The organism is Kineosporia babensis (genome assembly GCF_021129305.1).
GTDB lineage: Bacteria > Actinomycetota > Actinomycetes > Actinomycetales > Kineosporiaceae > Kineosporia > Kineosporia babensis.
Genome location: NZ_JAJOMB010000019.1, coordinates 164,658 through 187,084, shown reverse-complemented (window position 1 = coordinate 187,084; position 22,427 = coordinate 164,658). Strand labels below are relative to the sequence as shown.

Annotated in this window: 15 protein-coding genes; 11 read left to right on the top strand and 4 right to left on the bottom strand. The window is 68.2% G+C overall.

Annotated elements, in window-relative coordinates; genetic code table 11:
• Positions 1-2 precede the first annotated feature (2 nt).
• From LR394_RS29505 to LR394_RS29490, 4 genes are read left to right on the top strand one after another with little or no spacing between them, the layout of a single operon-like run.
• The gene (locus LR394_RS29505; RefSeq protein ID WP_231447855.1) at positions 3-959 is read left to right on the top strand and encodes a carbohydrate ABC transporter permease; all 957 of its coding nucleotides are present in this window, start codon (positions 3-5) and stop codon (positions 957-959) included.
• Entirely contained in the window at positions 956-1,777 is an 822-nt protein-coding gene (locus tag LR394_RS29500) for a carbohydrate ABC transporter permease (RefSeq protein ID WP_231447854.1), read from the top strand. Before LR394_RS29505 ends, LR394_RS29500 begins: the two co-directional genes overlap by 4 nt.
• Positions 1,774-4,557 carry an alpha-L-rhamnosidase gene (locus LR394_RS29495; RefSeq protein ID WP_231447853.1) on the top strand — a complete coding sequence of 928 codons (2,784 nt, stop codon included), beginning with the start codon at positions 1,774-1,776 and terminating at the stop codon, positions 4,555-4,557. The genes LR394_RS29500 and LR394_RS29495 overlap by 4 nt, the downstream gene beginning before the upstream one ends.
• 59 nt (positions 4,558-4,616) lie before the next feature.
• The gene (locus LR394_RS29490) at positions 4,617-5,891 is read left to right on the top strand and encodes an ABC transporter substrate-binding protein (RefSeq protein WP_231447852.1); all 1,275 of its coding nucleotides are present in this window, start codon (positions 4,617-4,619) and stop codon (positions 5,889-5,891) included.
• On the opposite strand, the gene LR394_RS29485 is transcribed toward LR394_RS29490, so the two are convergent.
• Together LR394_RS29485 and LR394_RS29480 are read right to left on the bottom strand one after the other, a co-directional pair.
• Positions 5,873-8,161, bottom strand: coding sequence for a putative bifunctional diguanylate cyclase/phosphodiesterase (locus tag LR394_RS29485; protein WP_231447851.1), 2,289 nt, complete (start codon positions 8,159-8,161; stop codon positions 5,873-5,875). The genes LR394_RS29490 and LR394_RS29485 overlap by 19 nt on opposite strands.
• 61 nt (positions 8,162-8,222) lie before the next feature.
• Positions 8,223-8,972: an SDR family NAD(P)-dependent oxidoreductase gene (locus LR394_RS29480; protein ID WP_231447850.1), complete on the bottom strand. Its 750-nt coding sequence runs from the start codon at positions 8,970-8,972 to the stop codon at positions 8,223-8,225.
• 92 nt (positions 8,973-9,064) lie between these two features.
• On the opposite strand from LR394_RS29480, the gene LR394_RS29475 reads away from it, so the two are divergent.
• Positions 9,065-9,673, top strand: coding sequence for a TetR/AcrR family transcriptional regulator (locus LR394_RS29475; protein WP_231447849.1), 609 nt, complete (start codon positions 9,065-9,067; stop codon positions 9,671-9,673).
• Here the strand turns inward: LR394_RS29475 and LR394_RS29470 are convergent.
• Together LR394_RS29470 and LR394_RS29465 are read right to left on the bottom strand one after the other, a co-directional pair.
• Entirely contained in the window at positions 9,670-10,323 is a 654-nt protein-coding gene (locus tag LR394_RS29470; protein ID WP_231447848.1) for a hypothetical protein, read from the bottom strand. The genes LR394_RS29475 and LR394_RS29470 overlap by 4 nt on opposite strands.
• 114 nt (positions 10,324-10,437) lie before the next feature.
• A complete protein-coding gene (locus tag LR394_RS29465; RefSeq protein ID WP_231447847.1) occupies positions 10,438-11,562 on the bottom strand; it encodes an ROK family transcriptional regulator in 1,125 nt (374 codons plus the stop codon).
• A gap of 279 nt (positions 11,563-11,841) precedes the next feature.
• On the opposite strand from LR394_RS29465, the gene LR394_RS29460 reads away from it, so the two are divergent.
• The 6 genes from LR394_RS29460 to fxsT all read left to right on the top strand — a co-directional run bounded on the left by LR394_RS29460 (position 11,842) and on the right by fxsT (position 22,427).
• Entirely contained in the window at positions 11,842-13,125 is a 1,284-nt protein-coding gene (locus LR394_RS29460) for an ABC transporter substrate-binding protein (protein ID WP_231447846.1), read from the top strand.
• An 86-nt stretch (positions 13,126-13,211) separates the two neighbouring features.
• The gene (locus LR394_RS29455) at positions 13,212-14,045 is read left to right on the top strand and encodes a carbohydrate ABC transporter permease (RefSeq protein WP_269329987.1); all 834 of its coding nucleotides are present in this window, start codon (positions 13,212-13,214) and stop codon (positions 14,043-14,045) included.
• The gene (locus LR394_RS29450) at positions 14,045-14,866 is read left to right on the top strand and encodes a carbohydrate ABC transporter permease (protein WP_231447844.1); all 822 of its coding nucleotides are present in this window, start codon (positions 14,045-14,047) and stop codon (positions 14,864-14,866) included. Before LR394_RS29455 ends, LR394_RS29450 begins: the two co-directional genes overlap by 1 nt.
• Before the next feature lie 22 nt (positions 14,867-14,888).
• Positions 14,889-17,075: an alpha-galactosidase gene (locus LR394_RS29445; RefSeq protein WP_231447843.1), complete on the top strand. Its 2,187-nt coding sequence runs from the start codon at positions 14,889-14,891 to the stop codon at positions 17,073-17,075.
• A 55-nt stretch (positions 17,076-17,130) separates the two neighbouring features.
• Positions 17,131-18,462 (top strand): TIR-like protein FxsC, encoded by a 1,332-nt coding sequence (locus LR394_RS43300; RefSeq protein ID WP_231447842.1) that lies wholly within the window; start codon positions 17,131-17,133, stop codon positions 18,460-18,462.
• Positions 18,459-22,427 carry an FxSxx-COOH system tetratricopeptide repeat protein gene (fxsT, locus tag LR394_RS29435; protein WP_231447841.1) on the top strand — a complete coding sequence of 1,323 codons (3,969 nt, stop codon included), beginning with the start codon at positions 18,459-18,461 and terminating at the stop codon, positions 22,425-22,427. Before LR394_RS43300 ends, fxsT begins: the two co-directional genes overlap by 4 nt.

Sequence of the window (22,427 nt, the reverse complement as noted above, 5' to 3'; positions counted from 1 at the left end):
TGATGACGGTCACCTCGCACGGGCGTCCGCCGGCTCGCCCACCAGCAGCCGGCGCCACCGCGCCACCCGGCAGGCGGCGGGTCCGGCGCGGGCACTCCGCTCCCCCGTGGTGGTTCGCCGCACCGGCCCTGCTGCTGTTCGCCTTCGTCGTACTGATCCCCAGCGCCCGGGGCGTCTACTACGCCTTCACCGACTGGGACGGCCTGTCCCCCGACTTCACCTGGGTCGGGTTCGGCAACTTCGCCGACATGCTCGACGACCCGGATGCCCTCGCCTCGATCCGGCACACCCTGGTCATCGCCGTGGCCATCACGATCATCCAGAACGGGCTGGGCCTGCTGCTGGCGCTGGGCGTGAACTCGGCGATCAAGTCGCGCAACGTGCTGCGGGTGCTGCTGTTCGCGCCCGCCGTGATCACCCCGATCGTCACCGCCTACCTCTGGCGCAACCTGCTCGGCCCCGAGGGCGCGGTGAACGCCCTGTTCGGGGCGCTGGGTCTGGAGTCGCTGCAGAAGAACTGGCTCGGCGATCCGACGCTCGCGCTCTGGTCGGTGGTCGCGGTGATCGTCTGGCAGTTCGCCGGGTACTCCATGGTGATCTTCGTGGCCGGCCTGCAGTCGATCCCCCGCGAGGTGCAGGAAGCAGCGGCGATCGACGGCGCCGGTGCCGTGCGGCGCTTCTGGTCCGTCACCCGTCCTCTGCTGGCCCCCGCCATCACGATCAACCTGATGCTCTCGATCATTGGCGGCATCAAGCTTTTCGACCAGGTCTGGGCCCTGACCGGCGGCGGGCCCGGCCACGCCACCGACACCCTGTCCACCCTGATCTACAAGGACGCGTTCACGCTGGGCGAGTTCGGCTACAGCATCGCCCTGGCCGTCGTCCTCACCGTGATCGTGGCCGTGATCTCCGCCGGGCAGTACGCGTTCCTCTCCCGCCGGGAGGCTGATATCTCGTGAACCGCTATCGCCGTTCCACTTTCGCCCTTGAGCTGGGCATGATCGCGGTTGCCCTGGTGATTGCCTTCCCGGTGTACGTCCTCATCAACCTGGCCGTCCGCGCCCCGTCCGACACCTCGTCCCCGCTGCGCCCGACCACCTCCCCCACGCTCTCGAACTTCACCGACGCCTGGCGCGACGGGGCACTCGGCGGAGCCCTGGGCAACAGCCTGCTGGTGACCACCGCCAGCGTGCTGATCGTCCTGGCTGTCTCCGCGCTGGCCGCCTACCCTCTGGCCCGGGTGAAGAAGAACTGGTCGCGGGGCACGTTCGCGCTGATCATGCTCGGCCTGATCCTGCCGTTCCAGCTGGCCACCCTGCCGCTGTACCAGACCATGCGCGACCTCGGGCTGCTCGGCCAGGCCTGGGCCCTGATCCTGTTCTACTCCGGCCTGCAGGTTCCCTTCACCACGTTCCTGTACGTCGGCTTCATCCGCGGCCTGCCCCGGGACTTCGAAGACGCTGCCCTGATCGACGGCTGCGGCTACTGGCAGGCGTTCCGGCACGTGGTGTTCCCCATGCTCCGCCCGATCACGGTGACCGCGCTGGTGCTGAACGCCGTCTTCGTCTGGAACGACTTCTTCACTCCCCTGCTGTACCTGAGCGGCAGCGGGCAGCAGACCATGCCGGTGGCCGTGGCCGGGTTCGTCGGGCAGTACGTGTCCGAGTGGAACCTGATCTTCGCCGCCCTGCTGATCAGCGTGATCCCCATCCTGCTGGTCTATTTCGCCCTGCAGCGCAGCATCATCAACGGATTCGCGGGAGGACTCAAGGGATGACGCCCTACGCACTGACCACCGAGCAGCGCACCTGCCCGCTGGGCCTGGATGTGACCCAACCCCGCCTGTCGTGGAAGCTGCGCTCGGATCGCCAGGGTGCTGCGCAGAGCGCCTACCAGATCGTTGCGGCGCTGAGCGTTGAGGATTTGGCGGCACCGGAGCGTCTGCTGTGGAACACCGGCCGGGTCGAGTCTGGATCGTCGCTGCTGATTGCCTGGGACGGGCCGGCGCTGGCGGCATCCACGCGGTACCACTGGCGGGTGCTGCTCTGGGACGAGAACGGTTCCCCGGCGGGCAGCGCGGACTCCTGGTTCGAGACCGGCCTGCTACGCCCGGACGCATGGGACGCGGTGTGGGTGGGACGCGACGGAGTGAACCAGCCACCGATGGACCCTCCCATCGATCACGACCGTACGGTGGCCACGCATGCTCTACCCCCGCCGCTGTATCTGCGCCGAGCGTTCGTGCTGGACCGTCAGCCGGTGCGCGCCCGCTTGTACTCGACCGCGCACGGAGTTTATCAAGCTCGGCTCAACGGTTCTCGCGTCGGGGATGCAGAATTGGCTCCGGGCTGGACGGAGTACCGGCACCGGCTGCAGTACCAGACCCACGATGTGACGTCGGCGCTGCGGTTGGGCGAGAACGTGCTGGGCGCGGTGGTCGCGGACGGCTGGTGGTCGGGGTACGTCGGTTTTGATCCCCGTAAGCCCGCTGCCCACTACGGTGACGCTCCGGCGTTCCTGGCGCGGCTCGTCCTCTGGTTTGAAGATGGCTCTACCCGCTCGGTGAGCACGGACGGCGCGTGGGTGGAAGGGCCCGGCGCAGTGCAGTTCTCGGACATGCTGATGGGCGAGTACATGGACGCCCGGGCTGAGGTTTCGGGCTGGGACGCCCCAGGATTTGAGGACGACGCGGGGCCAGTTGCGCCGGAGGGAAACCCGGGCGGTTGGGGCGGGCGCAAGAGCGGGTTCCGGCCGGTTGCGGTGGTGGATGCCGAGCCGGGTCCGTTGATTGCCGAGCCGGACGAGCCGGTGCGGGTGACGCGGGTGGTGGCGCCAGTGTCGATCGTGGACCTGGCATCGCCTCGGCCGGAACCATTGACGCAGGGCGAGTCGTCTTCCCGGGTGGGCGGGACACGTCCTGGGTCAAAGCCGGAACCGGTTGCAGCACGCCACATCGTGGACTTCGGCCAGAACCTGGTCGGCCGGGTCAGGCTGACCGTGCACGGCCTCGAAGCCGGCGCCAAGGTCGTGATCAGGCACGCCGAGATCCTGGACAACGGCGAGCTGTACGTGGCCAACCTGCGCCGGGCCGAGTGCATCGACACGTTCATTGCCAGTGGCGCCGGGACCGAGGTGTTCGAGCCGCTGTTCACGGTCCACGGCTTTCGGTTCGCCGAGGTCAGCGGGGTTGAGCGGTTCGAGGCCGAGGCTCAGGTGCTGCACAGCGATACGCCGTGGACGGGTAGCTTCGAGTGCTCGGACCCGATGGTGAATCAGCTGCAGTCCAACATTGAGTGGGGTCAGCGCGGTAACTGGGTGTCCATTCCGACCGACTGCCCCCAGCGGGACGAGCGCCTGGGCTGGCTGGCCGACGCACAGATTTTCGCTCCTACGGCCAGTCGTAACGCGGACGTGTCGGCGTTCTTCGCGCGCTGGATCCGGGATGTGCTGGACGGTCAGGACGACGAGGGCGCGTTCCGGGATATTGCCCCGGTGGTCTCGCTGTACCGCCAGGGGGCGCCGGCCTGGGGTGACGGCGGGGTGATCATCCCGTGGCATCTGTATCGGGCGTACGGTGATTTAAGGACGCTCGAGCTGGCTTTCGGGGGTATGCGGGCGTGGGTGGACTTCATCCGTCGGCACAACCCGGACCTGATCTGGCGCACGCGCGCGGGCAATTCGTACGGGGACTGGCTGCAGGTGGATGCGTGGACACCGCGCGAGGTGCTGGCCACCGCCTACTTCGCCCGGAGCGCGCAGATCGTGGCCGAGGCGGCGGAGGTGCTGCAGGACGAGACTGCGGCCGCGCAGTACCGGGCTCTGGCCGAGAGCGTTCAGCAGGCGTTCGTGGCGGAGTTCGTCGGGGCTGACGGCACAGTGCACGGTCATACCCAGACCTCGTATCTGCTGGCGCTGGGCTTCGGGTTGCTGCCGGAGCACCTGGTCCCGGCGGCGGTGGGGCATCTGGTGGCGGATCTGAAGGGCCGGGGCAATCGGCTGACCACGGGCTTTGCCGGAGTGAACCTGCTGTGTCCGGTGCTGGCCGAGCACGGTCACGCGGATGTGGCGTATGCGCTGCTGCAGCAGGAGGAGTACCCGTCCTGGGGGTACTCGATCCGCAACGGTGCCACGACGCTGTGGGAGCGCTGGGACGGCTGGACCGAGCATGCCGGGTTCCAGTCGGCGTCGATGAACTCGTTCAACCATTACAGCCTGGGCAGCATCGGCGACTGGCTGTACGGGCGGGTGGCCGGGATCGACCAGACCCCGCAGTCCGTGGCCTATTCCGAGCTGCTGCTGCGTCCCACCCCTGGTGGCACCCTGACCTGGGCCAAGGCTTCGCAGGAGACCGCGCGGGGTCTGGTCGCGTGTGGCTGGGAACTGGAGGACGGGCAGGTGCGCGTCACCGCCACGATTCCCCCGGGAGCCACGGCCGTGCTGCACATGCCCACCGATGATCCGGCCAGTGTGAGCGCTGTCGAAGGAGCGGAGCCGATCGCGCCGGGCGTGTACCGGCTGTCCTCCGGGACCTACGAACTCACTGGCGCCTACCGCTGAAACCCGCACAGAAACGTCCGCAATTCCCGCTGCAACAACGTCGTCCAGCAGGAGAGACCATGAACCGCAGAATGCCGAAAGTGATAGCTGTGGGCGCTGCCGCCGCCCTGCTCGCCGCCTGCGCCGGGGGTACCCAGGCCGCCTCGGACAACGACGGGGGTGATGGCGGCTCGCAGACCCTGACTCTGGCCTCGGTCGACCAGGGCTCGATCGAGCCGGTGGTGGAGGCGTTCGAGAAGGCCAATCCGGGGGTGAAGGTCGAGTACACGACCAGCGCCGCCGACCAGTACCAGCAGCAGATCCGCACCCAGCTGGCCTCCGGCACCGCGCCGGACGTGATGAGCGTGTGGCCGGGCAACGGCAACCCGGGCGCCACCTATGTGCTGGCCAAACCGGGCTACCTGATGGACCTTTCCGATCAGCCCTGGGCCGGTCAGTACCCCGAGGCGCTGAAGACCGTCACCCAGTACGAGGGCAAGACGTACAACGCGGTGTACGGGCTGAACGCGATCGGGGCGATCTACAACGTCGAGGCGCTGGAGAAGTCCGGGCTGGAGGCGCCCGCGACCTGGTCGGACGTCATCCCGTTCTGCCAGGCCGCGGCCGAGAAGAAGACCCCGGCCTACGCCCTGGGGATCCAGGACAACTGGGTGACCCAACTCGTCCTCTATTCCTTGGTGGCCAGCGAGCTGTACCCCGAGGACCCGGACTTCGACACCAAGATGGCGGCCGGGCAGGCCACCTTCACCGGCTCGGCGTGGGAGGGTGCGCTGGCCAAGTACCAGGAGATGTACGACGCCGGGTGCTTCCAGAAGGACCCGCTGGGAACCAGTTACGAGGCGTCGCAGGCGCTGGCGGCCGACGGCAAGACGCTGGGGGTGGTGCAGGGCAACTGGATCGTGTCGCTGCTGAAGGAGAAGAACCCGGACGCGACGTTCACGTTCAAGCCGTTGCCGGCGCTCGACGATGAGTCGAAGCTGCTGATCCCGGCGGCGGCCGGGGCGGGGTACGGGATCAACGCCAAGACCAAGAACCAGGATCTGGCGCTGAAGTTCGTCAGCTTCGTGATGTCGCCGGAGGGGATGAAGCTTTTCGTGGAGGCGCAGGGCGGCATCCCGGCGCTGCCGGACAGCGGGGCCACGGTCGATCCGGCGCTGGAGGACGTGGGCACCTACATCAACGGTGACCGCACGGTGCCGTTCATGGATCAGCTGTGGCCGAACCCGAAGGTGCAGCAGACCATGCTGAGCGGGCTGCAGGAGATCTTCAGCAAGCAGAGCACCGGGGCGGACATGTTCAAGGCGATGGACGCCGACTACGAGGCCGGCGAGTGACGCTCGGCTGAGCTGCGCTGGCGAGGGATCTGGGCCCGCCCGGGCTGAGCGGAGGTCTCGGGCGGGCGCTGCTCCTCAGCAGCAGTGCTCAGCCAGGTGTGCAGGTCGGCGGCAGGCAGTGGCCGGGAGATCAGGTAGCCCTGGATCAGGTCGCAGTTCTCGGTCTGCAGCCGGGCCAGTTCGTCCTCGGTCTCCACGCCCTCGGCCACCACGTTGAGGCCGAGCCGGTGGGCCATGTCGATGGTCGAGGCGACGATGATCGCGGTGCGGGGGTCGGTGGTGAGCCGGTTGGTGAAGGCCCGGTCGATCTTCAGCGTGGAGACCGGCAGGTCGTGCAGGTAGGCCAGGCTGGAGTAGCCGGTGCCGAAGTCGTCGACCAGCAGCTCCATCCCCAGCTCGCGCACGGCCAGGAAGAACTCGGTGGCCCGGCCGCCGTGCACCAGCAGCGACTCGGTGATCTCGATCTTCACCGCCGAGGCGGGCAGGTCGCGCACGATCAGCCGCTGGGCGATCTCGTGCTCCAGCCGGCCGTCGATCAGGTCGCTGGCCGACAGGTTGACCGAGACCGCGATCTCGTGCCCCAGTTGCCGCAGTTCCCGGGCCTCGTCGAAGGCCAGGTCGAGCACGTTCCGGGTGACCAGCGGCATCAGCCCGGCGTGCTCGGCCAGCGGCAGGAACACGTCCGGCGGCACGAATCCCCGTTCCGGATCAATCCACCGGACCAGGGCCTCCACCGACCGTGGGCGGCGGGTGCGCGCGTCCACGATCGGCTGGAACGCCAGTGAGAGCTGGCCGCGATCCAGTGCCAGCCGCAGCGCCTCGACCATGGCCAGCCGGTCCCAGGCGTCTCTGTCCTGGGCGTCGTCGTAGACCTCGAACCCGGTGCGTGCCTTCTTGGCCCGGTACATCGCCATGTCGGCCTCGGCCAGGGCCCGGCCGACGGCTGCGCCCGGGCGCAGCGCGGTGATCCCGATGCTGCCGCCGACGTGCAGCAGGGTGTCGGTGACGATGAAGGGGCGTTCCAGGGCTTCCAGCAGGCCGGCCGCGGCGCGGGCGGCGACGTCTCTGGGTGTTTCCGGCAGCAGCACGGCGAACTCATCGCCGCCCAGGCGGGCGACCACTCCGGGCGGGGGCACGTTGGCGACGTACCGGGCCGAGACCTGACGCAGGAGTTCGTCGCCGACCTGGTGGCCGAGCGCATCGTTGATCTCCTTGAACCGGTCCAGGTCGATGATCATCACCGATCCCGTGCTGATCCCCGACAGCAGGTCGTACAGGGCCCGGCGGTTGGGCAGGCCGGTCAGGCTGTCGGTGCGGGCCAGGCGGCGCTGGTCGGACAGGGCGACCACCTCGCGCATGGCCAGGGCGGTGCGGGTCGCAAGCGCGGCCAGGGCGGCCACGGCCAGGCCGACCGCCAGCGGAGCCGCGTGCACGGAGGTGGTGATCAGGACGCCGATGGGCAGGAGGCCGAACAGCAGCGGGCTGAGGAACTCAAGGTTGCGGTTGCCGGGTGTGGTGACTTCGTCGGCGCTGCGGCGCAGTGCCGCGAGCGCGATCAGGGCCGCGGCCATCATGTAGGAAGCGTCGTTCCAGCCGCCGTGCACGAACGAGCCGTCCAGCAGGAGGAACAGGTAGACGGTGTCGGCGACGGTGAACACCACGAAACCGGACACCAGGAGCAGCCAGGTGGGGTGACGCCAGGCGGACAGGGCGACCATCGCGCCGATGGCGGCGGCGGCCAGGGCGAGGTCGACCACCGGATAGGCGAAATTGGTGACGACTGCGGCCAGGGTTTCTGCGTGGGTGGCCCCTTCGGTGATCTTGGGGAAGACCACCAGGGCGCTGACCGAGGCGACGCCCAGGCCGGCCACCACCGCATCGAGCAGGGCGCTGAGCCGGTTGCCCAGGCGCGAGCGCAGCATCAGCCACATGCCGATCACCGACAGCGGGGCGATGGCCAGCCAGAGGAAGTCGGACGGACTGGGATAGGGGACTTCCGCGCGACGTTCGTAGACCAGTTGCCACAGGACGGTGCCCAGTGAGTAGCAGGCCAGCCCAGCGCTGATGAAGGCCCAGGCCAGCCGGTCGCCGGGGACCCGGGCGGCGCGCAGCAGGCAGGTCACCGCGCTGCCGGCGAAGACCAGTTGCGGCATCACCACCAGGACGAACCAGTTCTGGTGGAACAGGTCGGCCTTGGCCAGGGCGACCAGCACGCAGTAGGCGATCAGGGACAGCACGACGGCAACGCCCGACCAGCGCACCGCGCGCATGAGTCCCCCTTCCGCCGCCGTCGCATGATTTCGACGGGTGGAAGGGGGACCTTGAGCGTGTTCAGACCCGGATGCCGTTCTCGCCGCCGTCGACGTAGAGGTTGGCTCCCAGGACGAAGCTGCTTTGTGGTGAGGCGAGGAAGGCGACCGCGGCGGCCACCTCTTCGATCGTGCCGTGACGCTGCAGCGGGACCTTCGCCCGGAAGGTGGCCTCCACGGCCTCGGCGTTGTCCTGGCCCACCATCTTGGCCACGGCGGGGGTGGCGATGGCTCCGGGTGAGATGGTGTTGACCCGGATCCCGCGGTCCTTGAGCTCGTTGGCCCAGGTGCGGCCGAACAGCCGCAGCGCGGCCTTGCTGGCGCCGTAGGCACCGAAGCCTTCCCAGCCGTCGTCGGCCCGGGTGGAGGCGTTGAGGATGATCGAGGCGCCCTGGTTGAGCAACGGCAGCGCCTTCTGCACGGTGAGCACGGTGCCGCGGATGTTGACCCGGTAGATCGTGTCCAGCAGTTCCATGTCCATCTCGTCGATCCGGGCGAAACCGGCCGTGGCGGCGTTGGCGAACACCACGTCCAGCCCTTGGCCCCGAGCTCGCACGGCTTCGTACAGCCGGTCCAGGTCGGCCGGTTCGGCGATGTCCCCGGGTACTGCGGTGGCGGAGCCGATGGCCTGGGCCGCCGCCTCCAACTCGGCTTCGCGCCGGCCGGTGATGAACACGTGTGCGCCTTCGGCGGCCAGGCGCTGGGCCGCTCCCAGGCCGATCCCGTCGCTTGCGCCGGTGACAACTGCGGTCTTGCCGTCGAGCTGACCCATGACTGCCCCTTCCACCAGTTCGGTACCGATCGGTACCGAAGGTGAACGTAGCACATCGGAACCGATCGGTACCGAAGCGGTAGAGTGGCGGGATGAGTCAGCCGAGCGGGCGCCCGCGGGGCTTCGACGCCGAGGAGGCGCTGGAGCGCGCGATGCTGGTCTTCTGGAAACAGGGCTACGAGGGAGCCAGCCTCAGCGACCTGACCGAGGCCATGGGCATCACCAAGACCAGCATGTACCGGGCCTTCGGCAACAAGGACGAGCTGTTCCTGAAGGCCCTGGCCCGCTACGACCAGGGCCCGGCCGCCTACGGTCGGCGGGCCGCGGCCGAGCCCACCGCCCGCGCCGCGGCCGAGGCCTTCCTCAACGGCGCGGTCGTCACCACCACAGGCATCGACACTCCGGCCGGATGTCTCGGCGTCCAGGGCGCACTGGCCACGAGCGAGCTGGGCCAGGCCGCCCACCAGGCCCTGGTCGCCTGGCGCGCGGAGGGCCGGGCCCTGATGCGCCAGCGCTTCCAGCGGGCCGTCGACGAAGGCGATCTGCCCGCGAGCGCCGACCCCGACCAGCTGGCCCGGTACTTGCTGACAGTGGCCTACGGCATCGCGGTCCAGGCCGCCGGTGGGCTCAGCCGCGAGGAACTGCAGCCGATCGCCGACACCGCCCTTCTGGGCTGGCCGTTCCAGCCGTCCTCGCCCTAGAGGTCGTTGAGGTTGGAGACGCCGCTGTACTCCAGGGCCAGGGCGCGGATGTCGGCGCACTCGCCGCTCATCAGCTCGTCCACGCCGGCCTGCTCGACCGTGGTCTTCTTCTCGCCGGTGGCGCCCTGGACGATCAGGTCGAGGGTCCAGCGCAGGCCTTCGGCGGCCTCCTCGGTGGTGAAGTCGTTACCGGCCTCACGGTTGGACTTCAGGCCGATCACCACGTCGGCCACCAGCTGGCAGCTGACCACGTCCAGGTGGTCCTCGCCGAACCGGGCCGAGGAGTCCAGCAGATGCTTCTCCAGCGATGCCTGGTACTGCGACTGATCCAGGTCGCTCAGGCCGGCATTCCACTCCTCGCGAAGCTTGATCAGCTCCTGGCGCACTTCCTCGTTGCTGGGCTTGTCACCCTCCCCGACGATGACCTCGGCCAGGCTCTTGGGCGAGGCGCTCGGGTCAGCCAGGTTGCGTAGCTCCACATCCGCCAGGTTCTCGGGAAGCTCCTCGGCACCAGCCGAGGCGCCGGACGTGCTGCTGGCCGCCGGCGCGCTCGTGGCCTCGGTCTCCGCATTGCTGCTGGCGCACCCGGCCAGCAGCCCTACCGCTACGGACGACGCCGCCAAAGTCCTCAGCATTTTCAACCCCACCATTACGTACTCCTGCCGATATCCAGCTGTTCCTCCCCGAGCCCAAGGAGAGTGTCAGCCCCCGGCCGGGCCCGCAATGTGACGCTTGACCTGGTGATTCCGTGCAACGCAGGGCGTCTACAAAGCACCTAGAACGGCCTGGATACTCACCACGCCCGCACCCCGCGCCCAGTCGGTGAACCCCAGCGGCTCGGTGCTGACCTCCAGCGGCTCGGCCCCTGGAGGCATGCGACCGGCCAAGGTCTCGGTGGCGATCGGGTGCCCGTACAGCGTGGCCACGTCCTCACCGGCCAGCACGATCCGCTCGGTCTGCAGTCCCCCGGCCACCGTGGCGATCAGATGCCCCAGCGCCCGCGCCGCCCCGGCGAACCAGTCCGGGTCCTGCTGCGCCAACTGCTCGAAGGTCACGTCCGCGCCGTCGAGACCGAGCCGCGCCGCCACGTCCATACGATCCAGATACGCCGACACGCACCCACGGTGACCCTGCCGGCACACCGGACCCGACACGTCCAAGGGCGAATGCGACAGCAGGTGCCCGTTGTCGATCAGATGCTCCAGCACCTGCCCCTCACGCACCACGGCGTACCCGAGACCGGCCCCGACGGTGATCACCCCGAACGTGTCATGAGTCCGCCCGGCCCCGAACCACAGCTGCTCACGGGCCAGCCCGACCACGTCGTTGGTGAGAACCGCCGGAACGCCACAGGCTTCGCTCACCAGATCGCCGAGCGGAACGTCGTGCCAGCCCAGGAAGACGCCGTCACCGACCACCGAGCGCCCTTCGATCACGCCCCCGAGCGAGATGCCCAGACCGTCGATGCGCGGCACCTTTTTGCCCAGCCGGACAGCCAGCTGCCGCACCACCTTCACCGTGCGATCGACCGGGACCACACCGTCAACCCGTTCCGGCAGAGGCAGGCTGGCCAGCGCGATGACCGTCCCGGCCAGATCGCACAGCACGCCGTACGCGGTGTCCCCGGTCAGCTTCACCCCGACGACGTGCCGGCTGTTGGGTACCGCGGTCAGGATCTGACGGGGCCGGCCAATCGTGGCGTCTCCCGTGCGCTCAGCTTCCTCGGCCACGACCCCGGCCTCGACCAGCTGCCGCGCCACCCGCGACATCGAGGCGTCGGACAGCTGGAACACCGCCCCCAGGCCCGAGCGGGTGGCCGGGCCGTGGGTGAGAAGATGCCTGGTCACGGCCAGCGCGCGGGGCGGCAGGCCGTTCGTCGAATCGGACACCGCAGCAACTTACCCCGGTCCCCGGCCCTCAGACCTTATTTCCATCCAGTACGAAACTAATATCGGTGAACGATGCGGCCGGACTGCTTCCCTCCCACCGGAACGCTCGATCTTCTGCCTCCTGGCCCCGTTCATCGGTTCCTGACTTGACCGCCCGGACTCCCGGGACCCGAACCGGTCGCCGCAGCACCGGGGGTTGCCCTCTTGCCCTCAAGCCGGGTTCCGGCTTATTTTCAGCCAGCAAGAAACTAACAGCCACTCGGTTCACCGGGAGCAGCGTTGCTACCTCGATCTCATCGGCGCCGCGGCCGCAGGCCCAGGGCCCGCCTGCTCGCGCTGGCCGCCGCCGCAGGCCTGCTCGGCGGCCTCCTGTCGGCCTGCTCGTCCGACAGCCGCACCACCATCACCTTCTTCCAGTTCAAGCCGGAGGCCCAGGCCTACTTCCAGGACCTGGCCCGGCAGTTCGAGGCGCAGAACCCGGACATCCGGGTGCTCGTCGACAACCCGGCCGACTCCGAGACCGCCCTGCGCACCCGGCTGGTCAAGGACGACGTGCCGGACGTGATGACGCTCAACGGCAACGGCACCTACGGAGAACTGGCCAGCGCTGGCATCTTCCGTGACTTCAGCTCCGACCCGGTGCTGGACCCGGTCAACGACGCCTATCTGGACGTGATCGGTGACCTCGGCCGGGGCGGGGAGGGCGAGATCAACGGCGTGCCGTTCGCCGCCAACGCCAGCGGCCTGCTCTACAACGAGGACCTGTTCGCCGAGTACGACGTCGCGGTGCCGCAGACCTTCGACGAGCTGATCGCCGCCGCCCAGACCTTCCAGGACGCCGGCATCACCCCGTTCTACGGGATGCTCGCCGACAACTGGACGCCGCAGTCGCCACTGGCCTCGCTGTCGGCCCAGTTGCAGCCCGACGCCTTCTTCGAGGAGCGGTTCGGCGACGAGACCACCTTCGCCCAGGGCTGGGCCAGCACCGCCGACAAGCTCGCCCAGCTCTACCGGTACACCCAGCCGGACCCGCTCTCGAAGGGATACGAGGACGGCACCGCTGCTTTTGGACGCGGCGAGTCGGCGATGTTGCTGCTCGGCAGTTACGCAGTACCCCAGATCCGCCTGGCCGAGCCGGACTTCACGATCGGCAGCATGGCGTTACCGGCCACCGACAACCCGGCCGACACCACCATCGTCTCCGGCGTGGACGTGCTGATCACCGCGGACAAGGACTCCGCGCACCCGGCCGAGGTGGACCGGTTCATCAGCTTCCTGATGCAGGCCGACGTGATGAGCGCCTACTGCGACGCACAGGTGGCCGTCCCCACCCTGGACGGGCTGAGCAACGACGACCCGGCCCTGGCCGGGGTGCGCGAGTACATCGACTCCGGCCGGATCGACGGTTTCACCGACCACCAGTTCATCCCGGCCATCCCGCTCGGCGCGCTGCTGCAGGAATTCCTCCTGGACGGCGACTCCCGCGGGTTCCTCGGCAATCTCGACTCCGACTGGGACAAGGTGGCCGCCCGGCGCACCTGGGGATTGGGAGCGATCCAGTGACCACGACCAGCACCGCGACCGCCGCCCAGACCCACGAACAGCCCCGGCCGAAACGCAGCTTCTCCCCGCGCACCAGTTTCTACCTGATGGTCGCCCCGGCCCTGGTGCTGTTCTTCGTCTTCCACACCGTCCCGGTGATCCAGGGCGTCTTCTACAGCTTCACCGACTCCCCCGGCTACGGCACCTTCGACTTCGTCGGCCTGCGCAACTACCTGGCGCTGTTCACCGACGCCCGGGTGCTGCACGCCTACGGTTTCACCTTCCTGATCGCCGCCGTGGCCACGGTCGCGGTGAACATCATCGCCCTGGGCATCGCGATCGGCCTGAACGCCCGGATCAAGTGGCGCACCACGCTGCGCGGGGTCTACTTCGTGCCGAACATCCTGGCCATCCTGATCGTCGGCTACATCTTCAACTACCTGTTCTCCAACTCGCTGCCGGCCCTGGGCGAGAAGCTCGGCATCGAGTGGCTGTCCACCTCGCTGCTGACCGACGCCTCCACCGCCTGGCTGGGCATCGTGATCCTGGCGGTCTGGCAGTCGGCCGCCTTCAACATCATCATCTACCTGGCCGGGCTGCAGACCGTGCCGACCGACCTGTACGAGGCCGCCGCGATCGACGGGGCCGGCGCCTGGCGGCAGTTCCGCAGCATCACCTTCCCGATGATCGCCGGGTTCTTCACGATCAACATGGTGCTCTCGCTCAAGGGCTTCCTGCAGGTCTTCGACCACATCGTGGCCCTCACCGGAGGCGGGCCCGGCACCTCGACCGAGTCGGTGGCCCTGCTGATCTACAAGGGCGGCTTCCAGGGCGGCGAATACGGCTACCAGAGCGCCAACTCGGTGATCTTCTTCATCGTCATCGTCACCCTGTCCATCCTGCAGCTGCGATTCCTCCAGAAGCGGGAGACGAGCGTCTGATGACTACTCACAAGATCAACTGGTGGCTCACCGCCCTGCTGGCCGTGCTGTCCCTGACCATCCTGATCCCGCTGTACTTCGCCGTGGTCACCGCGCTGAAGACCCCCGACCAGCTCGGCGGCACCGGTTTCGGCCTGCCCGAGAGCCTGGAGTGGTCCAACTTCCGCACCGCCTGGGAGCTGACCAGGTTCCCGACCGCGGCGCTCAACAGCGCCCTGATCACGGTCGGGGCGGTGGTGCTGACCCTGCTGACCAACTCGATGGTGGCCTATGCCATCGCCCGCAACATGCACCGGAAGTTCTTCCGCGGCCTGTACTTCTACTTCGTCTCGGCGTTGTTCGTGCCGTTCCCGATCATCATGCTGCCGGTGGCCAAGCAGACCGCGCTGCTCGGGATGGACAACCGGGCCGGGCTGATCCTGCTGTACGTGGTCTACGGCCTGGCCTTCAACATCTTCATCTTCACTGCTTACATCAACTCGATCCCGCGGGAATTGGAAGAGGCGGCAGCGATCGACGGCGCCTCCACCTGGGCCACCTTCTGGCGGGTGATCTTCCCGCTGCTGGCCCCGATGAACGCCACCGTCGGCATCCTGACCTGCCTGTGGGCCTGGAACGACTTCCTGCTGCCCTTGGTCATCCTCTCCAACCCCGACTCGGCCACCCTGCCGTTGGTGCAGTACGTGTTCCAGTCCCAGTTCCAGACCAACTACCCGGTCGCCTTCGCCAGCTACCTGATGGCGATGGCCCCGCTGTTCCTGGTCTACGTCTTCGCGCAGCGCTGGGTCATCTCCGGCGTGGTCCGCGGCGCCGTCAAATAACCCGAACCGCAAAGGATCTGCCTTGCTCTTCCCTGTCACCGGATCGGGCACCACGATCGCCCTGGACACCGACTCAGACCCCGCCCGCATTCCCGTGGTCGGCTGGATCGGAACCTGGGACGCTTCGACTGGCCTCGATCAGTCCGATCACCAAGGATTCCAAGGGCTTTTGGGTCGCCGCAGCGGCCCCTTACTGGGCCTGAACGAACCGCACCGCGGCACGCCCACGCTGATCGAGCAGTCCCGGGGCGCCTACACCCGCCCCGGACTGCGCGGCCACCGGCTGGCCGGCCCCACCGGAGCCGGACTCGCGTGGACCACCGCCTTCCAGCCCCAAGGCGAGCCGAACGTCCTCAATCAGGTTCTGCAGCTGGACGCCGAAGACCCGCTGGCCGAACTGCAGCTGCGCACCGAGATCGAAACGCTGGCCGGCGGGGCGATCCGGGGCCGGCACATCCTCACCAACACCGGCAGCACGCCGTATCTGCTGGAAGGGCTGGAGTTCTCAGTACCACTACCAGAGGACGCCGTTGAGCTGCTGGACTTCTCGGGTCGCCACGAGCGGGAGAGACTCCCGCAGCGGCACCACCTGACCAACGGCCTGTGGCTGCGCGAGAACCGGCGCGGCAAGACCGGTCTCGACTCCCCCACCGCCCTGATCGCCGGCACCCCGGGCTTCGGTTTCAGCCACGGCCGGCTGCTGTCCATGTCGGTGGCGACCAGTGGCAACGCCGTGCTCGCCGCGCAAAGAGGACCAGAGACGTCCCCAGTTCTCAGTGGTGGCGAACTACTCCTGCCCGGCGAGGTCGTCCTGGGCCCGGGCGAGCGCTACACCATGCCCTGGGTCTTCGTCGTCGCCTCCGACCAGGGCCTCGACGACGCAGCCTTCGCCCTGCACACCTGGCAGCGCACCCTGCCCGCGCACCCGGACGAGCAGCCGGTCACGCTCAACGTCTGGGAAGCGGTCTACTTCAACCACGACGAAACCCAGCTGAAGTCCCTCGCCGAGACCGCGGCGTCCATCGGGGTAGAACGTTTCGTGCTGGACGACGGCTGGTTCCACTCCCGCCGCAGCGACAACGCCGGTCTGGGCGACTGGTGGATCGACCCGGACGTGTGGCCGGACGGCCTCAAGGGCCTGGCCGAGCACGTGCGCGGGCTGGGGATGGAGTTCGGCCTGTGGTTCGAGCCGGAGATGGTCAATCCCGACTCCGACCTGTTCCGCGCCCATCCGGACTGGATCCTGCAGGCCGCCGGGCGAGTACCGCTGATGCACCGCGACCAGCACGTGCTCGACCTGACCGTTCCCGAGGCCTTCACCCAGGTCCGCGACCAGATCAGCGCCGTCCTGAGCAGCGCCCCGATCGACTACGTGAAGTGGGACCACAACCGCGACCTGCTCGAGGCCGGGACCACACCCACCGCCCGCGCCCAGAACCAGGCCTACTACCGGCTGCTGGACGACCTGCGCTCCCGCCATCCCCACGTCGCCTGGGAGTCGTGCGGCTCCGGCGGCGGGCGGATCGACCTGGGCGTGATCGAACACGTGCAACGATTCTGGACCTCGGACATGACTGACGCCCTGGCCCGGCAGGAAATCCAGCGCTGGACCACCCAGATCGTGGCCCCGGAATACCTGGGCGCGCACATCTCGGCCCCGGTCTCGCACCAGACCCAGCGAGCCTTCAGCCTGGACTTCCGCGCAGCCACGGCGTTCTTCCTGGGCTTCGGCCTGGAGTGGGACCTGGGCCAGGCTTCTGCAGAAGATCTGGCCGACCTCGCCGACTGGGTAGCCCTGCACAAGCGCTTCCGGCCGCTGCTGCATTCGGGCCGTACCGTTCGCATCGACCAGCCCGACCCGGCGCTTCTGGCCCACGGGGTGATCGCTGCCGATCGTTCGGAAGCAGTGCTGGCCCACGTGCAGCTCGACGAGGGCTGGAGCAACCGCGGCGCCACGTTGCGGGTGCCCGACCTGGATGCCTCGGCGCAGTACGCGGTGAGCTGGCTCGGGCCGGTCGGTGAGCACACCACCTCGATGAGCCCACCGCTGGACCCGGCCGGTCCGACCGGCGGGGTGACGGTCTCCGGGCGGATGCTGGCACAGGTCGGGCTGTGGGTTCCCCGGCGACGTCCGCAGTCAACGCAATTAATCCTTCTGTCCAAGGTCGATGCGGACCGGAACCAAAAGCGGGAGACATCACTTCCGTAACAGGTAGAAACGAGTACTATCGTGGGATATAGGCGACGATGCTTCGGGGGAGGTCGTGGCGCCACTCTTCTTCCTCAGTTACGCGCGCGGCGTTGACGACAGCTACGTCAGTCGCTTCTACCGGGACTTCGTCAGCGAGATCCGTCGCCAGAGCGGTAATCGACGCGAAGACGTGGGTTTTCGCGACATGAACAGCATCGAGACCGGGGATCTCTGGCTCGACACACTCACCGAGGCACTCGCTCAGGCAAAGACTTTCGTGGCGCTCTGTTCACCCACCTACTACGCCAGCGAGGCGTGCGGTCAGGAGTGGGCGGCCTACCAGAGTCGCCTGGACCGGTACCACCGTGAGCGAGGCCGCCTGCCGACCACCATCCTGCCGGTGATCTGGGTGCCCGGACCGCAGCAACCGGAAGCGGTCGGGCAGATCCAGCACGATGATCTGGGCAGCGAGACGTACAGCCAGGAGGGCCTGCATTTCCTGCTTCGGCTCAGCAAGTATCAGGACGAGTACCAGCAGGTGCTGATCCACCTGTCCCGCCGGGTGATCGCCATGGCCGAGCAGTACGACCTGCCCGAGGAGCCAGGCCTGGATCTGTCCGGAGTCTCCAGCCCCTTCCTGCCGCAGGTCCGGGATTCCGCGGCAGCCAGGATGTCCTCCTCCCCGGTCCCCGGCGCAACGGCAACCCCGGCCGGAGTGCCCACCCGGGGTTTCGGTACGACCTGGGCACCGGCCACGGTTCGGGGCGGTCCGCGGCACGTGAACTTCGTGATAGCGGCCGCGACGTCGGCTGATATGGCTCTGCATCGCCGCGATCTGCAGCAGTACGGCCCGGACTCCTACGACTGGTCTCCCTACCGTCCGCAGTTGCACCAACGGATATGTGTCTTCGCCCAGACCATTGCGGCCGGCCAGGACCTGACGTCGGGGCTGGCCCGGGCGGACGAGATCGAGGAACTGCTGGACCAGGCGAACGAGGCGAACGAACTGGTCGTCCTCCTGATCGATGTCTGGGCGACCCGACTGGACGCCTATCGCCTCCAACTGTCGCGCTACGACCTCCGTAACGAGCCGACCAGCCCGATGATGGTTCCTTGGAGTTCGTCCGACCCGGAGACCTTTGAGAACTCCGAGGAATTGCGCGTCGACCTGTTCCAGACCTTCCCCCGTAATCTGACCCGCCGCGACGACCTGATCAGGACCGAGATCGCGGATCCGGACGCCTTCCAGCGGGAACTGGTGAGCGCGCTCACCGAGGCTCAGAGCAGGGTCTTCCGTCTGCGGCCGGTGGTGCAGCGGGCCGGTGGCGACGTCCTGACCGAGCGCCCGGTACTGGGGCTGCCCCGGGCACCAGGCGATCCTCCGGACGGAAGGGTGCAGCCATGACGGTCACTGAGCAGGGCGGTCAGATCATCACCTTCTACTCGTACAAGGGTGGCACCGGAAGATCCATGGCCCTGGCGAACACCGCCTGGATCCTGGCCAGCAACGGTTATCGGGTGCTGGCGGTCGACTGGGACCTGGAGTCCCCCGGTCTGCACCGTTACCTGCATCCGTTCCTGATCGACAAGGCCCTGCAGAGCTCACGCGGCACGATCGACCTGATCTGGGACTTCGCCTCGGCGGCGATGAGCCACGAAGAGGCGGGCGAGAGCGGCCGCGAGGTCGGCGAGGACTGGGTGGCCAACCGGGCTGTCATCGAGCGGTACGCCGTCTCGCTGGACTGGGAGTTCCCGGACCGGGGAACCTTCGACTTCGTCCCGACCGGCCGGCAGGACACCGCCTATTCTCGGCGGGTCAGCGGGATCGACTGGGAACGCCTCTACCAGCGTCAGGGTGGCGGTGACTTCTTCGCCCGGCTGCGCGAGAACATGAAGAGCACGTACGACTTCGTCCTGATCGACAGCCGGACGGGATTCAGCGACACCGGCGCGATCTGTACGGTGGCCCTGCCGGACGTCGTCGTGGACTGTTTCACCCTGAGTTCGCAGAGCATCTCCGGGGCCTACTCAGCTGCCGTATCGATCCGGGAGAACAGCCGTTCCCGGCACATCCGGATCCTGCCGGTGCCGATGAGGGTGGAGGACGCCGAGACCAGCAAGCTCGAGATGGGCCGGGACGACGCGCGGCGCACCTTCGAGCCGTTCCTGGCCCACCTGGATCACGCCAGCCGGGAACGGTACTGGGGCGATGTCGAGATCCCGTACAAGCCGTTCTACGCCTACGAGGAGATCCTGGCCACGATCGGCGACCGGCCGCGGCAGGAGAACAGCCTGCTGGCGTTCTACGAGCGGCTGGCCAGGACGGTGACCGAGGGCCGGGTCAGCGAACTGGTCCCGATGGACGAGGGGGACCGGCGTCAGTGGCTGGCCCAGTTCGAGCGGGTGAAAAGGGTTCTGCCCTCCGACATCTTCATCAGTCACGTGGAGCAGGACCGGATGTGGGCCGACTGGATCGCCTACCAGTTGGAGAGTGTGGGCTACCGGGTGGCGCTGCAGGGTACCTCGCTGCCGCCCGGCGCAGACCTGGAGACCGAACTGCGCCAGACCATCCGTTCCTCGGCCTGCACCCTGGCGGTGATGTCGCCGGACTATCTCGACTCGCAGAGCGCCCGGCACACCTGGGAAGCGGCCTTCGCCCGTAGTCCTTCCGGCTGGCAGGGGCTCCTGGTACCGGTGCTGGTGTCGAAGTTCCGTCCCTGGGGAGTCTTCTCGAGCCGGGTGCCGGTCGACATCGCCACACTGGAGGCGTCGGAGGCGCGCGAGGAGCTTCTGGCCGCGGTGCGTGAACCAGGGCTTCTGCCCTCGCAGAACGGCCCCGGCGTCGAGGCGGATTCCGAGAACGCACCGAGATTTCCGGGTGCCGAGCCGACCGTGTCCAACCTGCCGAACCGCAACCCCCATTTCGTCGGCCGGGACCCACTGCTGCTCGATCTTCGTCAGAGGTTGCTGAACGCCACCACGGCGGTGGTGGTACCGCAGGCCCTGCACGGTCTGGGCGGAGTGGGCAAGACGCAGGTCGCGATGGAGTACGCGCACCGGTTCGGCGCGGACTACGACCTGGTTTGGTGGCTTCCGGCCGAGCAACCGTCCGAAGCAAGATCTCGGATCGCCGCGCTGGCACCACATCTCAATCTCGGCAGCGCCGGTGACGAACCGGGAGAGGTGGACCGCGCGGTGCGTTCGGTCCTGGACGCCCTGCGGCGGGGAGATCCCTACCGACGCTGGCTGCTGATCTTCGACAACGCCGATGAGCCGGATGAACTGGAGACGTTGCTGCCCACCGGTCCGGGGCACGTGATCGTCACCTCCCGCAACCAGGGCTGGGCGAGCGAGGCCCAGACCGTGGAAGTCGACGTCTTCGCCCGGGAGGAGAGCATCTCGCTGCTGCAACGCCGGGGCCGGAACCTGAGCGTGCACGACAGCGACCGGCTCGCGGAGCGTCTCGGTGACCTGCCGCTGGCCCTGGAACAGGCCGCGGTCTGGCAGGCCGAGACCGGGATGTCGGTGGACGAGTACCTGCAGCTCTTCGACGAGCGCCTGGAACAGTTGCTGGCCAGTGGATCGCCCCAGCTGTACTCCACATCGGTGGCCGCGACCTGGAGCATCGTCTTCGACCGGCTGCGCGTGCAGTCACCCGCGGCGGTCCAGATGCTCGAACTGTGCGCCTTCTTCGGCCCGGAACCGATCCCTTTCCGGCTGCTGAGTCTGGGGCGTTTCACCGCTCTGCCCGAACCTCTGGCCAGCACCATCTCGGACTCCATCCTCCGCCGCCGGGCTGTCCGGGAGATCGGCCGTTACGCCCTGGCCCAGGTGGACCCGGCCAAGGACACCCTCCAGGTGCACAGGCTGGTGCAGGCCGTGCTCCGTGAAGGGCTTACCCCGGAGCAACGCGCCTCCTACCTCTCCAACGCCCATGAGCTGATGGCGGCGGCGAACCCCGGTGCCCCGGACAACCGGCGTACCTGGGCCCTGCACGCAGAGTTGTCCCCTCACCTGGGCCCGGCCAAGGTCATCGACGGCGGGCACGACAAGATCCGCAAGGTGGTACTGGATCAGATCCGCTACCGCTACCGGCGCGGAGACATGTCCGGCAGCCGGGACCTGGCCGAGCAGACGTACACCCGCTGGACCGAAACCATCGGGCCTGACGACGCCCAGACCCTGGTTGCCAGCCGTTTCCTCGCCACCGCGCTGAGGTGGTCTGGAGACAGCGAACGGGCCCGCAAGCTGAACGAGGAGGCGATCGTCCGGCTGACCCGCCGGTTCGGACAGGACCACGAGCACACCCTGGCCACCCGCAACCTGATCGGCGCCAATCTGCGGGATCTGGGACGCTTCGCCGAGGCGAAAGAACTGGACCAGGACAACCTCGTCCGGCACCGCCGGGTCTACGGCGACGACGCCCCGGAGACCTTACTCTGCTCGCACAACCTGGCCGTCGATCTGCGTCTGCTCGGAGACTTCGAGGATGCCCGGCGCCAGGACGAGGACACCCTCCGCCGACGGCTGCGGGTGTTGGAACCCGAGGACAGTTACATCCTCTCCAGCACCGCGAACCTGGCCCGGGACCTGCTGAATCTCGGCGACTTCCGGGGTGCCCAGGCCATGCTGGAAGCAGCCCTGGCCGAGTTCCGGCCGCTGCTCACCCCCGATCACGTGGAGATCCTGTCAGCCTCGCGCGCCTACGCGGTAGCCCTGCGCATGGTCGGCGACTACGACGCCGCACGCCGGTCGATGGAGGAGAACCACGCGCTGCACACTGCCCGGTTCGGGCCGGGACACCAGCTCACCCTGGACACCATGATCAGCGTCGGGAACAACCGGCGGGCGGCCGGCGACCTGGCCGGGGCCCGGGCGATCACCGAAGAGACGCTGAAGCGCAGCGTCCAGGTGCTCGGCGTCGAGCACCCCTTCACCCAGGCCGCGGCGGTGAACCTCGCAGTGGTCCTGCGCGGCGTCGGCCAGATCGACCGGTCCCGGTCGCTGGTGTCCGAGGCGTACCTGGTCCTGGAACGTACGCTCGGTGCCGATCACTACTTCACCATCACCACCGGCGCGAATCAGGCCACCGCCTTCGCTGCGGTCGCTGAACACAGCGCGGCCCGCGAGTGGTCCGAGAACGTTTTCGAGCGTGCCCGCCGGATCCGGGGTGAGGATCACCCGGACACGCTCGGGTTCGCGGTGAACCTTGCGCTGGACCTTCAATCCACCGGGAGCCCGGCCGGCCCGACGCGTCTGCAGGAAGCGGTAGCGCGGATGCGCCAGGTCCTGGGGGACGCCCATCCTGTAACTCAGGCTGCGGCCGCGGGCCGACGCGGCGAGTTCGACATCGAGACGCCCCCCACCTGA

Bases quoted from the DNA above. Each gene is read 5' to 3' on its own strand.
- LR394_RS29455 (WP_269329987.1), top strand. From the start codon at position 13,212: ATGGTCGCCCCGGCCCTGGTGCTGTTCTTCGTCTTCCACACCGTCCCG.
- LR394_RS29480 (WP_231447850.1), bottom strand. From the start codon at position 8,972: ATGGGTCAGCTCGACGGCAAGACCGCAGTTGTCACCGGCGCAAGCGAC.
- LR394_RS29485 (WP_231447851.1), bottom strand. From the start codon at position 8,161: ATGCGCGCGGTGCGCTGGTCGGGCGTTGCCGTCGTGCTGTCCCTGATC.
- LR394_RS29490 (WP_231447852.1), top strand. From the start codon at position 4,617: ATGAACCGCAGAATGCCGAAAGTGATAGCTGTGGGCGCTGCCGCCGCC.
- LR394_RS29450 (WP_231447844.1), top strand. From the start codon at position 14,045: ATGACTACTCACAAGATCAACTGGTGGCTCACCGCCCTGCTGGCCGTG.
- LR394_RS29495 (WP_231447853.1), top strand. From the start codon at position 1,774: ATGACGCCCTACGCACTGACCACCGAGCAGCGCACCTGCCCGCTGGGC.
- LR394_RS29475 (WP_231447849.1), top strand. From the start codon at position 9,065: ATGAGTCAGCCGAGCGGGCGCCCGCGGGGCTTCGACGCCGAGGAGGCG.
- LR394_RS29505 (WP_231447855.1), top strand. From the start codon at position 3: ATGACGGTCACCTCGCACGGGCGTCCGCCGGCTCGCCCACCAGCAGCC.
- fxsT (WP_231447841.1), top strand. From the start codon at position 18,459: ATGACGGTCACTGAGCAGGGCGGTCAGATCATCACCTTCTACTCGTAC.
- LR394_RS29470 (WP_231447848.1), bottom strand. From the start codon at position 10,323: ATGGTGGGGTTGAAAATGCTGAGGACTTTGGCGGCGTCGTCCGTAGCG.